The 13,636-nt window shown below is 70.8% G+C and carries 12 protein-coding genes; 4 read left to right on the top strand and 8 right to left on the bottom strand.

The genetic code is table 11. The features are described 5' to 3' along the window. The first annotated feature begins 115 nt into the window (after nt 1-115). Nucleotides 116-1,555, top strand: coding sequence for an NADP-dependent phosphogluconate dehydrogenase (gndA, locus tag IH25_RS0119430; protein ID WP_030611668.1), 1,440 nt, complete (start codon nt 116-118; stop codon nt 1,553-1,555). A gap of 575 nt (nt 1,556-2,130) precedes the next feature. On the opposite strand, the gene IH25_RS0119435 is transcribed toward gndA, so the two are convergent. Then, nucleotides 2,131-2,922 carry an alpha/beta fold hydrolase gene (locus IH25_RS0119435; protein WP_030611671.1) on the bottom strand — a complete coding sequence of 264 codons (792 nt, stop codon included), beginning with the start codon at nt 2,920-2,922 and terminating at the stop codon, nt 2,131-2,133. 49 nt (nt 2,923-2,971) lie between these two features. After that, on the bottom strand, nt 2,972-3,595 hold the full coding sequence (locus tag IH25_RS0119440) for a LysE family translocator (protein WP_030611674.1): 624 nt from the start codon (nt 3,593-3,595) through the stop codon (nt 2,972-2,974). Between the two features lie 109 nt (nt 3,596-3,704). Between IH25_RS0119440 and IH25_RS0119445 the strand changes: the two genes are divergently transcribed. After that, a complete protein-coding gene (locus IH25_RS0119445) occupies nt 3,705-4,640 on the top strand; it encodes a LysR family transcriptional regulator (protein WP_030611677.1) in 936 nt (311 codons plus the stop codon). A 165-nt stretch (nt 4,641-4,805) separates the two neighbouring features. Here the strand turns inward: IH25_RS0119445 and panD are convergent, their stop codons facing one another. Both panD and IH25_RS0119455 read right to left on the bottom strand, forming a co-directional pair. Next, nucleotides 4,806-5,225: an aspartate 1-decarboxylase gene (gene panD, locus IH25_RS0119450; protein ID WP_030611681.1), complete on the bottom strand. Its 420-nt coding sequence runs from the start codon at nt 5,223-5,225 to the stop codon at nt 4,806-4,808. A 495-nt stretch (nt 5,226-5,720) separates the two neighbouring features. Beyond that, the gene (locus IH25_RS0119455; RefSeq protein WP_030611683.1) at nt 5,721-6,326 is read right to left on the bottom strand and encodes a lytic polysaccharide monooxygenase auxiliary activity family 9 protein; all 606 of its coding nucleotides are present in this window, start codon (nt 6,324-6,326) and stop codon (nt 5,721-5,723) included. Between the two features lie 282 nt (nt 6,327-6,608). Between IH25_RS0119455 and IH25_RS0119460 the strand changes: the two genes are divergently transcribed. Beyond that, nucleotides 6,609-7,232, top strand: a complete 624-nt coding sequence (locus IH25_RS0119460) for a cytochrome P450 (protein ID WP_280842508.1) — start codon at nt 6,609-6,611, stop codon at nt 7,230-7,232. Between the two features lie 61 nt (nt 7,233-7,293). On the opposite strand, the gene IH25_RS0119465 is transcribed toward IH25_RS0119460, so the two are convergent. From IH25_RS0119465 to IH25_RS39560, 3 genes are all read right to left on the bottom strand, one after another. Further along, nucleotides 7,294-9,630 carry a glycoside hydrolase family 9 protein gene (locus IH25_RS0119465; protein WP_245172832.1) on the bottom strand — a complete coding sequence of 779 codons (2,337 nt, stop codon included), beginning with the start codon at nt 9,628-9,630 and terminating at the stop codon, nt 7,294-7,296. A 481-nt stretch (nt 9,631-10,111) separates the two neighbouring features. Continuing rightward, entirely contained in the window at nt 10,112-10,690 is a 579-nt protein-coding gene (locus IH25_RS0119470; RefSeq protein WP_107058420.1) for a VanZ family protein, read from the bottom strand. Nucleotides 10,691-11,666: 976 nt separating this feature from the next. Beyond that, nucleotides 11,667-11,840, bottom strand: coding sequence for a CsbD family protein (locus IH25_RS39560; RefSeq protein ID WP_078844322.1), 174 nt, complete (start codon nt 11,838-11,840; stop codon nt 11,667-11,669). Between the two features lie 373 nt (nt 11,841-12,213). Between IH25_RS39560 and IH25_RS0119480 the strand changes: the two genes are divergently transcribed. Further along, nucleotides 12,214-12,660 (top strand): hypothetical protein, encoded by a 447-nt coding sequence (locus IH25_RS0119480; protein ID WP_030611695.1) that lies wholly within the window; start codon nt 12,214-12,216, stop codon nt 12,658-12,660. A gap of 132 nt (nt 12,661-12,792) precedes the next feature. On the opposite strand, the gene IH25_RS42835 is transcribed toward IH25_RS0119480, so the two are convergent. Further along, nucleotides 12,793-13,500 (bottom strand): CBM20 domain-containing protein, encoded by a 708-nt coding sequence (locus tag IH25_RS42835; protein ID WP_078844323.1) that lies wholly within the window; start codon nt 13,498-13,500, stop codon nt 12,793-12,795. Between the last annotated feature and the right edge of the window lie 136 nt (nt 13,501-13,636).

A 13,636-nucleotide genomic window follows, 5' to 3' on the forward strand; every position in this document is an offset into this window, starting at 1 on the left:
GACGCGTATCGGAATGTGGCGGGTCGCAAACGCGTTCGCCGTTGCAGCACGTCAGGATAAGCAGGGCTCCGTACTGACGGAGCCGTAGTCATGAGGCAACCAGGGAGCAGGCGGTATGAGCACTTCAGCGCAGATCGGTGTCACGGGCCTCGCGGTGATGGGCCGCAACCTCGCACGGAACTTCGCGCGCAACGGCTACACGGTCGCCGTGCACAACCGAACGGTGTCGCGTACGAAGGCACTGGTGGAGGAGTTCGGCCAGGAGGGCGACTTCGTCGCGGCCGAGACCGCCGAGGAATTCGTGGCGGCGCTGGAGCGCCCGCGCCGCCTGGTCGTCATGGTCAAGGCGGGTGAGCCGACGGACGCGGTGATCCAGGAGTTCGCCCCGCTGCTCGAGCCCGGTGACATGATCATCGACGGGGGCAACGCACACTTCGCGGACACCCGCCGCCGGGAGCGGGAGCTGCGCGAGCGGGGCATCCACTTCGTCGGCGCGGGCATCTCCGGCGGCGAGGAGGGCGCGCTGCACGGACCGAGCATCATGCCGGGCGGGTCGGTGGAGTCGTACCAGTCGCTGGGCCCGATGCTGGAGAAGATCTCGGCGAAGGCCGCCGACGGCGCGCCGTGTGTGACGCATGTGGGCCCCGACGGTGCCGGACACTTCGTGAAGATGGTCCACAACGGCATCGAGTACGCCGACATGCAGCTGATCGGGGAGGCGTACCAGCTGCTGCGCGATGTCGCCGGGTACTCCCCCGCGCAGATCGCGGACATCTTCCGTACCTGGAACACCGGCCGGCTGGACTCCTACCTGATCGAGATCACCGCCGAGGTGCTGTCCCACGTGGACGCGGCCACCGGCAAGCCGTTCGTGGACGTGGTGGTGGACCAGGCCGAGCAGAAGGGCACCGGCCGCTGGACCGTGCAGATCGCGCTGGACCTGGGCATTCCGGTGTCGGGCATCGCCGAGGCCGTGTTCGCCCGGTCCCTGTCCGGTCACGCGGCGCTGCGGGCCGCCTCGCGGGACCTGGCCGGACCGAAGCCCTCCGCGCTGAGCGAGTCGGAGGCCGCCGCCTTCGCCGACCGGGTGGAACAGGCGCTGTACGCCTCCAAGATCGTGTCGTACACCCAGGGCTTCCACGAGATCGCGGCGGGCAGCGAGGAGTACGGCTGGGACATCGACCTCGGCGCGGTGGCCTCCATCTGGCGGGGCGGCTGCATCATCCGCGCGGCGTTCCTGGACCGCATCCGCGCGGCCTACGACGCCCGGCCCGACCTGCCGAGCCTGCTCTCGGACGAGACGTTCGCCCGCGAGATCGCGGACGCGCAGGACGACTGGCGGGAGGTGCAGATCGCGGCGGTACGGCAGGGTGTGGCAACGCCCGGTTTCGCGGCGGCCCTGGCGTACTACGACGGCCTGCGCGCCCCGCGGCTGCCCGCGGCGCTGACCCAGGGCCAGCGGGACTTCTTCGGCGCGCACACCTACCGCAGGGTGGACCGCGACGGGGCGTTCCACACGCTGTGGGGCGGGGACCGCGACGAGGTCACTGCGTAGGCGGACGGGTTCCGTCCGTGCCCCCGGGAGGCTGCCGGGGGCACGGGGCACCGCCGGTTCGCGGCTCCGGGTGCGCCATGGCGCGCCATGGCCGGGCGAGCGCATTCCCTGTCTCCCGCCCGGCGGTGCTCAGGTGAGGGGCGGGCCCGGTTCGGGGTTCGGCACCGGTTCCGGGCCCGGCGGGACGGGGGACGGGGGCGGCTCCGGCGGGCCCGGGTGGGGCGGTGCCGGAGGCGGTGTGGGACCGGGGCCCGGCGGGGGCGGGGTCGGCTGCGGGACCGGCTCGGGCGGCGGGACCGGCGTGGGGTACGGGTCCGGCGGGGTCGGGGTCGGGCCCGGGGCAGGCGGGGCCGGCTCCGGTGCCGGGCCGGGCGGGACCGGGTCGGGATGCGGGTTGGTCATCGTGTCCTCCGGGCTGTCACGGGACGTCGCCTCTGGACTACTCCCCCGCCTACCCGATGCCCGCGCGGCCACTCACCCGACGGCCGCGGCGCACGGATCCGGCCCCGTGCGCTCGGTCACGGCTCGGAGCGACCTTCGACGCACTCGGTGGCCGAGCACCGGCCGCGTTCCCGTCACGGTTCGTGCGCGGTGGTGAGGAAGTCCAGGACGAGGGGGCTCGCGTGGGCGCGGCACTCCTCGAAGTAGGCGTGCCGGGCGTGGGGGATCAGGTGCAGTCGGGCACCGGGGATGCGGCCGGCGAGCAGGGGCGCGTTGGCGGTGGGATTGAGCAGATCGTCGCTTCCGTGGACGACCAGGGTGGGTGCGCTGATGTCCGGCAGGATGTCCCAGGCGTCATGCCGGTCGCCGGCCGTACGGTGGTGGCGCCGGGCGTGGGCGGGCATGCCGGGGTCTCCGAGGGTGTGGTGCGGGACCGGGTGGGAGGCCAGCCATCCAGGGGTGTACATCAGCTCCAGTAGAGCCTGTCGCGCGGCTCCGGGCCGAGGGTGCGTCAGGGCTCGGCGGACGTCGTCGCCGCGTTCGACGCTGTACGGGCCGCCGGCTGAGGTGCAGCCCAGGACCAGGGCGCCCACCCGGTGGGGGTGGCGCGCCGCGAGGTGCTGGGCCACCCGTCCGCCCATGGACGTGCCGTAGACGTCGGCCCGGTCGATGCCGAGTTCGTCGAGTACGGCGATGACGTCCCGGGCGAACAGCTCCGTGCTGTAGGGGGTGTCGGGCTTGTCGCTGTCGCCGGTACCGCGGTAGTCGAGCGTGAGGGTGCTGCGGGCGGGATGGAAGTCGGCGCGCACCGTGTCCCACCAGTGGTGGTTGTTGGCCCGGCCCGCCAGCAGGACCAGCGGCGGCCCCTGGCCCCGGAGCTGGTAGGCGATGCGGGTTCCGTCCGGTGTCGTGGCGTACGTCGTCATCGGCTTCCTCGACTTCCGTGCGGCCGGGCGGAGTACTCGTGTCCGTCCCTCAGACACCCGCTGCCACCGCCGCGCCCAGCCCCAGCAGGACGGCGCCGGTGGTCACGCTGAGTCCGCGCAGGACGGCCGGCTTCGACACCAGGGCACGCCCCCGGCCGACGGCCCAGGTGAGCAGCGCGTACCAGGAGGCGCTGACGAGCGCCCACAGGGCTCCCAGGGCGACGGTCGACAGGAACACCGGGCCGTTCTCGGTCACGAACTGGGGCAGCACCGAGACGGCGAACACGCCCGCCTTGGGGTTGCCGAGGTTGGTACTCAGTCCGGTGAGGTAACCGCCCACGAAGCCGGGGCGGCCCCCGCCCTCGCGGGGCGGGCGGGCGGAGACGGTGGTGAGCGCGGTCCGCAGCGTCTTCACCCCGAGGATCATCAGCACGACGCCGCCCGCGATCCGGAGCACGGCGTACGCGATGGGGCTGGCCAGCAGGACGGCGGAGAGCCCGGCCGCGGCGGCCGTGGACCACAGCAGGAACCCGCTGGCGTTGCCCGCGAGCGTGCCTCGGAGCGTACGTCGGCCGCCTTCCAGGACCTGCCGGATCATCAGGGCCTGGCTCGCGCCTGGCAGCATCGCCAGCAGCAGGGTGGTGACGAGGAAGGCGGGCACATGCGTGGGCATGGGAAAGAACCCCTTCCGGGGATCGCGGCCGATGAGTGCACCCCCAGGCTTTCGCTCCCGCGCCCCTAAGAGAAGTTAAAAGAGAAGGGTGCAGCGTTAAGATCGGTGAATGGTGGTGGATCCGGGACAGCTGCGGCTTCTCGCCTTGATCGAGCGGCACGGCTCCCTGACGGCGGCGGCTCGCGCACTCCGCCTCACGCCCGCCGCGGTCACCCAGCAGGTGGTCAAGGCCGAACGGGACTGGCAGGTGCCGCTGGTCGTCCGGGGTCCCCGCGGGGCCACGCTCACCACGGCCGGTGCGCTGCTGGCCTCGCACGGCCGGACTGTGGAGGAGACTGCCGACCGGGCCGAGGCGGAACTGGCCGCGCTGCTCGGCCGGCTCTCGCTGCGGTTGCGGATCGGCACGTTCCAGGCGGCCGCCCTGCACCTGCTGCCACCGGCGCTGACGGCACTGCGCCACCGCCATCCGGACGCCGACGTCTCGGTCGTGGACGTGGTGTCCGGGCGCGGAGCGGACGAGATCGGCGCGGGGCACCTGGACGTGGCCATCGTCGCCTCATGGGGCACGCCGCTCACGCCGCCCCCGAACTTACGGGCTCACCAGCTCCTGCTGGACCCGATGGTCGTGGTGCTCCCCGATGACCACCCGCTGGCCACCGGGCAGCCCGCGGACACCGAACTTCACCTGGAGCAGCTGCGCGACGAATCGTGGGTTTCCATCCTGGCCGGCCATGCCGCCCGCGAACAGTTCCACGACGCGGCCCGCGAGGCCGGCTTCACTCCCACCGTGCGGTTCGAGACCGAGTCCTACGACGTCGCCCAGGCCCTCGTCGGCACGGGCATCGCGGTGGCCCTGGTCTCCCGCCTGGCCCTGACCCATGCGCCCGGCACCACCCACCGCGAACTGGCCCGCCCCAGGCCCTACCGCCAGCTCTACGCCGTGACCAAAGCCGACGTCGGCCTCACACCCCTCGCGGACCTGCTCGTCGACCTCCTGCGTGACGTCGCCCGCGACATCACCGCCGCCTGGGCCGTCCGGCCCTGACGGGTCTCACCGCGATGCCTGCCCGACGGCCTCCCACGGAAGCGCACCCGCCGAGGCCATGCAGCGGATGGCGGCCCGCTCCACGAGCGTGTGGAGGGGGACCAAGGCGCGCGGTGCCGTTCAGGACCCCGCACGCCCCTGGTCCACCGGTGGCCGGTCGGCCGGTCAGGCCCCTACGGCCTGCGGGCTACGCTGCTGGTCCGAACCGGGCACGGGCTCGGACGGGTCGGCGCCGAGGGACACGATCCGGTTGCCGGCGTCGACATGCACGACCCGGGGCCGCAGCTCACGGGCCTCCGCGTCGGTGACCTGGGCGTAGCTGATGATGATCACCAGGTCCCCGGGGTGGACGAGATGGGCCGCCGCCCCGTTGATCCCGACGACCCCGGAACCGCGCTCCCCCTCGATGACGTACGTCTCCAGCCGGGCGCCGTTGGTGATGTCGACGATGTGCACCAGTTCCCCGGGCAGCAGGTCGGCTGCGTCGAGGAGATCGGCGTCGATGGTCACCGATCCCACGTAGTGCAGGTCGGCCTGGGTGACGGTGGCACGGTGGATCTTGGACTTGAACATGGTACGAAGCATCGATGCACTCCTGCTACTCGGCTCCCTGCCCGCGATTTTGCAGGTCAAGGGCTGTTTCGACACCCTACAAGAGTCGCATGTCCAGGCGGCTTCCCCCCAGGTTTTCCAGGACTCACGCTGACCACGTGCCGACTTCCTGACCTTTCGCCAGGCAGCTGCGTCCGCTCTCCCGTATCCCGGCCACTACGACGGCCCAAGCCTACGCAGCACCGCCGAAGGGTGGCCGTGATCACCGTCACTGGAGCGTGTTATGGGGTGACGGGGTTCGAGCACCGCTGCCCCGCGGGGTGAGTTTGACGGCCGGGGGCTCGTTGCCGCGCGAGACCCGCCGCTCGACGGTGTTGGGGGGAGCGTCGGGCCGACGTAGGGCTCCACCCGTCGGCCCGGACGTCCGAGGCGCCTGGAACAGCCGTCGGGGCAGGGCCCCCAAAAAGGTGCCCTGCCCCGACGGAGCCCGGCCGGCGGAGGCCGGTGCCGGGTGCTGCGCTCCTCGGCTCAGCCGAAGTTCACGTCACTGCACCACATGTAGGCCTGGTCGAGGTGCGAGGCCTGCCAGATCACGAACAGGATGTGGTGTCCGCTGTAGCCGGAGGTCTGGACGGGGAACGTGATGTCCTGCGCCGGGGCGAAGCGGCCGGTCTGCGTGATGAAGTCGAGGTTGCCCCAGCCCAGGGTCTGGGTCGTCGGGTTGAAGCCCTGCTTGCTCACGTAGACCTTGAAGTAGTCGGCACCGTGGGATGCCTGGTCGTACAGGTGGACCGAGAAGTTGTTGCCGACGGTGGTGGCCTTCCACGGCCCGGGCTTGTCCAGGCTGGCGTTCCTCGAGAGGTTGTTGCTGCAGAGCGTCCCATCGGGGGTCTTCGCCTGGAACTGGCCACCGAGGCCGTCGCGGAGCGCGCTCATCCAGTTCCACATGGTGTCGGGGTTGGCCTGGAAGGCCTGCCAGCACATGGGGTCCTGGGTCTGCATGGCCGGGTTCGTGTGGTTGCTGCCCCACGTCTTCCAGCACTGGTACGCGCGGGAGGCGGGGTCGACGATCGTGCCGTGGGCCTGAGCGGGGGCCGACCAGGTCAGCGCGCCGACAACCACGGCGAACAGCATGGCGAGCGCCTGGAGAGGCCGACGGAGGGACGACCGCGAGCGCCCGGTTAACGGACTCTGGTTGCGCATGTGGGGGGAACTCCTTCCAGTTGCAAGCTGTCATGGGAGCGCTCCCAACGGTAGGACGTCTGAGTGAAATGTCAATGAAACGAACAGAGTTGATCACAGGGGTGGTGAGCAGTGTGAACGCGCTGGAGCACCTGGACGACGTACCGGCGCCGTGCGCCGTGGCCGCCGTGTGCGCCGGTAGTACGGACCGTCGGCGACGGCGCCGACGGCTCGCTGAGCGACAGGGAGCTGTGCGACCAGGTGATGACGCTGCTGGTCGCCGGAACCGAACCCACCGGCCACGCCCTCGCCTGGGCCGTCCACCTCGTCGCCACCCACCCCGAAGTGGAGGCGCGGCTGCACGCGGAGACCGACCGGGTCCTCTCGGGCCGCCGTTCCCCCGAGGTCACGGATCTTGCCCGGCTGGAGTACACCGGCCGGGTGTTCACCGAAGTCCTGCGGCTGTACCCGCCGGGCTGGATGTTCACCAGGACGACCACGTCCGAGACGGAACTCGCCGGGCGGTCCCTTCCGCGCGGGGCCGATGTCCTCTACAGCCCCTACGCCCTGCACCGCGACCCCCGCCTGTTCCCCGAGCCCGGGACCTTCGATCCCGACCGATGGAGCCCGGACCGCGCCCGCTTGGTGCCCCGCGGGGCGTTCATCCCCTTCGGCGCCGGCAACCGCAAGTGCATCGGCGAACACTTCGGCACCGTCGAGGCGCTGCTCGCGCTCAGCACACTGTGCGCGCGCTGGCGGCTGCGTCCCGTTCCGGGTGCCGAGGTCCGCCCCCGCCCGGAGACGACCCTCGGCACCGGCCCGCTGCCCATGCTCGCGCTTCCCCGCGCGCGTGGCTGAGACGTCCGTCCCGGCCGCCCGGCACGGCCCCGGTCTCAGCCACGTTTCCTCAAACCACCGGTCAGCCGCAGTCCTTCCCGTTCAGGGTGAAGGCCGCGGGCGTCCCGGCGGGGGTGCCCGTGCCCTGGAATCCGAAGCTCACGCTGGAGCCCGGCGGGATCGTGGCGTTGTGCGCGGCGTTCGCGGCGGTGACGCCGGTTCCGGTCTGCGAGACGGTGGCGTTCCACGCGCTCGTCACCTTTTCGGCGCCCTTGAAAGAGAACCCGAGCCGCCAGCCGTCGACCGCCGTCGTGCCGGTGTTCCGCACACCGACATCGGCGGTGAAGCCCCCGTTCCAGGTGCTGGTGACGGTGTAGGTCACGGCGCACTGGGCCGAGGGAGACGTGGGCGTGGGAGTAGGTGTGGGGGTGGGGGTGGGGGTGGGAGTAGGTGTCGGTGTGGGCGTGGGCGTTGGAGTAGGAGTAGGTGTCGGTGAGGTGCCGTCGGGCTCCGCCCCCCACTGGGTGTCCGAGCCCTCCGCCAGCACGATGTGCGGCGCGTCCACCGGCGTACTGCCCGGCGTCGTCGGGATCCCCTGGTAGGACCAGTCGTCCGCGGGGTTCCACGCCCCGGCCGAGATCACCCGGAACTGCACCTCCTTCCGGTACGCCGACTGGCCCGCCGGAGCGATCACCGCGTTGGAGCAGTCCACGGTGATGAAGTAGACGTCGTCCTTGAGGTGCGTCGGACCGGACACCTTGCCGCACTGGTTGTAATTGGTGGTGGTGCTGATCTGGTCGGGCGTCACCCCTGCGTCGAGGGTGAAGTAGTAGCGCAGGGAAGCGTGCCTCAACGCGCGTGCGGGCCACGCCGACTTGTTGACCAGGTACGCCTTGATCTCGGTGAAGCCGGGACCCGAGGCGTTCACGGACGCCTGGACCGAGATCTCGGGCCCGTCCGGTTTCTCGGCCTGGGGGAAGCCGGCGAGCGGGCTGCCGCCGTACTCGGCGTACAAGCGGGCGAGGGCACCCGTGAAGGCCGCGTTGTAGTCGGTGGCCACCTCGTTGTTCACGTAGTTGGACCGGTCGTCGGTGTACGCGTCGTCCGCCGCGCTCGGTCCGCCGACCAGCGCGCCGTACAGGACGTGCCGGTTGTCCACCGGGTTGGTGAGCTGGTCGGTCCATGAGCCGTGACTGGTCCGGTGGTGCGGCTTCGTCGGCGGGTTCGCGCCGAAGCCGACCACGTAACTGGACTTGCGCGGGTTGTCGCCGAGCGCGTAGTTGATCTGCCGGACCGCGAAGTCGTGGTAGCGGGCCTTGCGCACCGGGTCGCCGGTCAGCCAGTCGGCGTACGACAGCGCGGCGAACGCGGTGTTGGCGGCGTACCGCAGTGATCCCCAGCTGTCGAGCACCGCCTGCCCGCCGGGCGAGTAGCGCACCTTGGTCCCGTTGACACCGACCGTCCACCAGTCCAGCCACCGGTTGGCGTCATCGACGTACCGCTGCTTGCCGGTGAGCTGAGCGAGGAGCACGTACGAGCCGTAGGAGGTGTCGTCCCAGGAGAGCGTCCAGCGGTAGGAGCGGGTGGTCGTCTGGGGCTCGGTCGACAGCTTGTCGTAAGCCGATTCGGCCTTCGCCAGGTACGCGGCGTCACCGGTGGCCTTGTACAGCCAGACGGCGCCCCAGACCAGTTCGTCGTTGTAGCCGCTCCAGGAGTTGTAGTACGCCTGCGCGTCGGTGATGCAGTCGCTGTACTTGCCGCGGTAGGCGTCGGCGAAGGCGTACAACTGCTTGGCATGGGTGAGCAGTTTGCCCGCGTACGCCGGGTCGCTGTCCGCGAACACCATGGAGGACGACGCCATGGCCGCGGCGGTCTGGCCCGCCAGGTCGGAGCCCGGGCATGAAGCGTCGATCTTGTACGCGGGCCGTGCCATCGGCATGACTTCGGCAGGCCCCCACCACTTGTGGTCGTCGGCGCCGTTGCCGACCTGGCCGTACAGCACGTTCGCGGACGGGTGGGCCTTGATGAAGTAGTCGTTGACGAAGCGCAGGTTGTCCTTGAGGTACTGGAGCTGGCCGGAGGCGGCGTAGGCGGACTTCTGCTCGATACCGCCCCAGGCGAGCAGGGTGGTGGAAAAGGCCATGGGCAGGCCGAACTTGACGTGGTCCCCGGCGTCGTACCACCCGCCGGTCAGGTCGAGACCGGCGTCCTTGCCGTCGTCGAGGGCGGAGTCGCCGCGCCAGGAGACGCGGTTGTCGTCCGGGAGCTTCCCCGACCGCTGCGCGTCGTAGAACCAGAGCGACTTCTGGAGGGCTTCGCCGTAGTTGAAGGCGGGCGGCGCGGCGGCGGAGGGGCTGGAGGCGGCCGACGGCAGCAGCAGGCCGGCGATGACGGCGACCGCGGCTCCCCACGCACTCACCAGCCGGGAGCGGCGGACACCGGTCGAGGCTGCGGGGCGGATCTCGGGAACCGCTGCCTGAGGAGCGGGGGGTCTTCGGGAGGTGAGGAAGGAGAGCGGGCGCAACGGACGTTCCTTCCGTACGGTGGGGAGGGGGGTTCGTGTCGTGCCGCGGTGCGGTGGTTCGAGGTGTGGAGACAGGAGCGAGTGGGAGCGCTCCCATTCACTGGTTCATGAAGCCAGCGCGTACGGCAAGTGTCAATATTCCGCGCACAGTTCGCCCGGACGCCGCGTCGGCCGGGCCGTGAGCCTTGGCGGGGCGGAGGACGACTCGACCGGCCGTTGCCCGGCACCCGGGCCGGTTTCGAGGGCAGGCGCGTCGTGCCGGGTGGCGGGGTGCGTGGGCGCAGCCCGGCTGTGTTCGTGGACCGACGGCGTTGCCCGCGAGTTCGGTCTTACGACCCCGAGTCCTGCGGCCCGAGCGTGTCAGCCCCCGTGCGCGTCACGCGTCTTTACGGCGATCGTGCACCCGTCCGAGCCTGCGGCCCAACACCAGGTAACCGGCCAACGCGCCGGTCGTGTTGAGGATGACGTCGTCCACGTCGAAGACCCGCCCGGTGACCAGAAAGCCCTGAACCATCTCGACCAGCAGCATCACCGTCGCGGTCAGCAGCAGCACCCGCCAGAACCCCCGGGCCCCCGGGGCGAGCACCGGCAGCAGTACCCCGAACGGCACGCCCAGCAGGAGGTTGCCGCCGATCTGCTTGACGGTGTCCCGCAGCTCAGGCTGGTCCAGATAGGCCTTGAGGGAGCGACCGGGATGCAGGTTGCTGTGCGTCAGGGAGACCGAGGCCGGGGACGGCTCCAGGGTGATCTTGGCCAGTACGGCGGCGAAGGCCACCATGAAGACGAAGGCGCAGAGCATCGCCAGGATCCGTACCGGCAAGGGGAACAGGTGCCGACGGCGGGAGCGGCGGGCCGTCGTTTCCTCGGCAGCCCTCGCCCTGGTGGCCGTACGGGCGTCAACCTCCCTGCCCGCCCTCGCGCTCCGGGCAGAGCCACCCCTCTGCCACGCCCGCATCCTCGCGAACAGCCGGGTGCTCCCGGTCGCCTTCGTCATCGAGGTTTTCTCGGCGCCCTCGGGGGGCTGTGCCGCCGCCCTGGTCCGGCCCCGAAGGCCGAACCGGGCAAGGGGGCTCGTTCGGGGCGCGCCGCCGGAAGAGGCTGCGCGCGGGAACAAGGCGATGCGGGCCATGCGGTCCTCCAGTCGTCAACGGCCTTGCGGGGGTGATGCGGTTGTCCGTGAGACGAGCGGCGTGCCGGCGAGGCATGACCCGTAGAAGACACGGACCTTCTCGCACGGGAGGAGGGCGGCGGACGCGTCGACGTGCGGGGTGCGGGTGCCGTGCAGGGTGTCCGGCGGGTACGCGGTGTCTTCGTCCAGGCCGACGACGACCGCCGAAGGCGCCCGCGGTCGCCTTGTAACAGCTCGTGTCTGCGGTGGAGTTGTCGAGCGCTGGTTCCGAGCGAACGCGCGGCTCACGCGCGACGGTACCGCCAGTCCGTGCCCGGCGAACTGCCGCACACGCGCCGGTGCCAGGCAGAGTGGGCACCGCCTTCGCCCGACGGGGCGCGGGCGGACGGGAAGCGGGCATCGGGCAGTCCTCCTTCCTGTCCGCCTTCCTGTCCTCCGGATGCCCCGATTCCGTGAGGGACACGCGGCACGGTGGAACTGGTGGGTGTCGCTCCGCGTCTTCCAGTACGCGGACGGCCCCTGGCTGATCGCGGTAAGGAGGCCGTGGGCACGCCTGCGGCGTGACCGTCCGCGAGCGACCGCCCGTCGCGGCCACGGTGACGGAACAGTCCTCGGTGGTCCGGGGGAAACCGTTGGACCGGCGCGCCGTGTCCGGCGGGCCCGTGCAGCCGGCCAGGGTCTTCGCCCGACCGCCGCAGTCACCGGACGGGCCGCCAAGCGGCGTTCACCGTCTTCGCGGGACGAGCGCACCGCGTGTCGGCAGACCTGGTGTACGGTCTGCCGACACAGTGCGGGGAGCCGGTCAGTGGTGACCGGTTTCCTTGAGCGACTCCTTGTTCTCGCGGGCCTTGCCCATGGCCTCGGCGGCGTCGCCCTTGGCGACCAGCTTGGTGTTTCCGGTAGCCCGGCCGGCCGCCTGCGCGATCTTGCCGACAGCCTGCTCGGCCTTGGCCCGTGCCTTCTCACTGGCGGACATAGCGTCAGCCCTCCTCTGTTCGACAAGTCGTACTCGCTGGCGGATGACCCCGTACGACGCGGGCAAACCCGGAATCGCGAATCCGCGACGAGTGACGGGCGAGGTGCCGCTGTGGTGCCGCGACTGCCGGCGCGGGGAAACCGTGCGGGGCGCGCGTATGCCCCGTCCACGCGTCGGCGCGCATTCCGCGTGCGCTGAAGGCGCTCTGTTGGCCGCGCATCGACGGGATGCTCGGCGCGTTGGAAGAAACGGGCCGCGACCACGTCACCCAGCGAGTAGTCGGCCACGCCGACGGCAGTGGTACGCGATGGCGTAGAGGGAGTTGGGGCCCTACCCGCCGACAAGGTGTTCAGGAAGACGTTGGCGGACCGGCATGGATGTAGACATCGCCCTTGGCGATGTCGTCCACATCCTCGGCCGGTACGGCGGAGAAGCCCGCCAATCGCAGGATCCCGATCAACGCCGTCTGCATGAGGAGTACGACCTCGGCATGATGTTTCCATTCCGGCGCCGCCGGGTCCCGTCGTTCCGTCACTGCCTTTATTCCGGCCTCCGCCAGAACTGGTGCGCTCCAGCGGACATAGAGGCCGCCGACATAACCATCCTGACTGTCGTCCACTTCCACCCCGGCACCGGGCTGTGTCGTTGCTTCGGGACGCATGACGTACGCGGGGATACCGGCGCGGTGCAGTTCCCGGCAGACCTGGGCCGCGAGTTCGTGCCCGGCGGCGACATTTTCCTCAGAGGTGAACGGATGACCGTGCGCCTCGGCTTCGGCTCGATTCCCGGGGTCTCTGTACTTCGACAGGCCATCTCCTGACGGGAATATCCGCGAAGACGACGAAGTCGCCCTTCGCGCCGGTGGCCGCGGCCCACCCCGGCGCCCTCGCAACCGCGATTTCCGGCCGACCTCGCTGCCTGAGCCCGCTGGCCACCCGCAACTACCGGGATGTCAGCGCCAGACGTCGTTCAGCGTCACGGTGCCGGTGGACGTGACGAAGACGGTGCGGTTGTCGCCGTTCTCCCAGGTGACGGTGCCGTCGGGGTTCTTCTTCAGGTATTTGTACTGCACGGTGGTGCCGGGCGGCAGCTGGTGGGTGCCGGTCCACTCCGGGTACGTGGCGGAGGCGGTGGTCAGGGGGAGGGCCTTGGCGGGGTCCCAGGCGCCGAGGTCGGCGACGTTGCCGGAGACGTAGAGGTTCTGGCCCCAGGTGGTGGTGGCGGTGGCGTGGAAGTCGGCCGGCACGGGGGCGACGTTCCAACGGTCGTCGTTGCCCGGCGTGTTCGGGGAGACGGTCAGGGTGCGGTTGGGAATGCTTTCCCAGGTCACGATGCCGGTGGGGGAACGCTTGATGTACTTGTACTGCACCGTGAGGCCGGCGGGCAGCTGGAGGGTGGTCGACCAGTGTGGGTAGGCGCTCGCCGTGGTGCCCAGGGGAACGGCCCTGGCCGGGTCCCAGGCACCCAGCTGTGGTGCGCTGCCGGACACCAGGAGCGTCTCTCCTTCGGTGGTGGCCTGCACGCCGAAGGAGACGGAGACGTCCTGTGCCGTGGTCGCCCGGGCACGGGGGGCCGTGACCACGAGCAGGCCGGCGAGGAGCACGCCGAGCATGAGGAGCGAACGCCAGGCGGACGGGACCCGATGACGTATCGAGGACATGTCACCCCTTGTGTGGTGGGAAGCGGCCGTGGACGCCGCTGCGGGAGGAGGCAGGTCCGTGCCTGCCGTCCGCGCACATCTCAACACGAGTTGAAGTCATTTGGTGACCGTTCGTGTCTCATGCGTTCAACCGAGC

Origin of the sequence: Streptomyces achromogenes subsp. achromogenes, from assembly GCF_000720835.1 — a bacterium.
In the GTDB taxonomy this organism is placed as follows: Bacteria; Actinomycetota; Actinomycetes; order Streptomycetales; family Streptomycetaceae; genus Streptomyces; species Streptomyces achromogenes.

Bases quoted from the DNA above. Each gene is read 5' to 3' on its own strand.
- IH25_RS39560 (WP_078844322.1), bottom strand. From the start codon at position 11,840: ATGTCCGCCAGTGAGAAGGCACGGGCCAAGGCCGAGCAGGCTGTCGGC.
- IH25_RS0119470 (WP_107058420.1), bottom strand. From the start codon at position 10,690: ATGCGGGCGTGGCAGAGGGGTGGCTCTGCCCGGAGCGCGAGGGCGGGC.
- IH25_RS0119440 (WP_030611674.1), bottom strand. From the start codon at position 3,595: ATGCCCACGCATGTGCCCGCCTTCCTCGTCACCACCCTGCTGCTGGCG.
- IH25_RS0119455 (WP_030611683.1), bottom strand. From the start codon at position 6,326: ATGCTGTTCGCCGTGGTTGTCGGCGCGCTGACCTGGTCGGCCCCCGCT.
- gndA (WP_030611668.1), top strand. From the start codon at position 116: ATGAGCACTTCAGCGCAGATCGGTGTCACGGGCCTCGCGGTGATGGGC.
- IH25_RS0119480 (WP_030611695.1), top strand. From the start codon at position 12,214: ATGGATGTAGACATCGCCCTTGGCGATGTCGTCCACATCCTCGGCCGG.
- IH25_RS0119435 (WP_030611671.1), bottom strand. From the start codon at position 2,922: ATGACGACGTACGCCACGACACCGGACGGAACCCGCATCGCCTACCAG.
- IH25_RS42835 (WP_078844323.1), bottom strand. From the start codon at position 13,500: ATGTCCTCGATACGTCATCGGGTCCCGTCCGCCTGGCGTTCGCTCCTC.
- IH25_RS0119445 (WP_030611677.1), top strand. From the start codon at position 3,705: ATGGTGGTGGATCCGGGACAGCTGCGGCTTCTCGCCTTGATCGAGCGG.
- panD (WP_030611681.1), bottom strand. From the start codon at position 5,225: ATGCTTCGTACCATGTTCAAGTCCAAGATCCACCGTGCCACCGTCACC.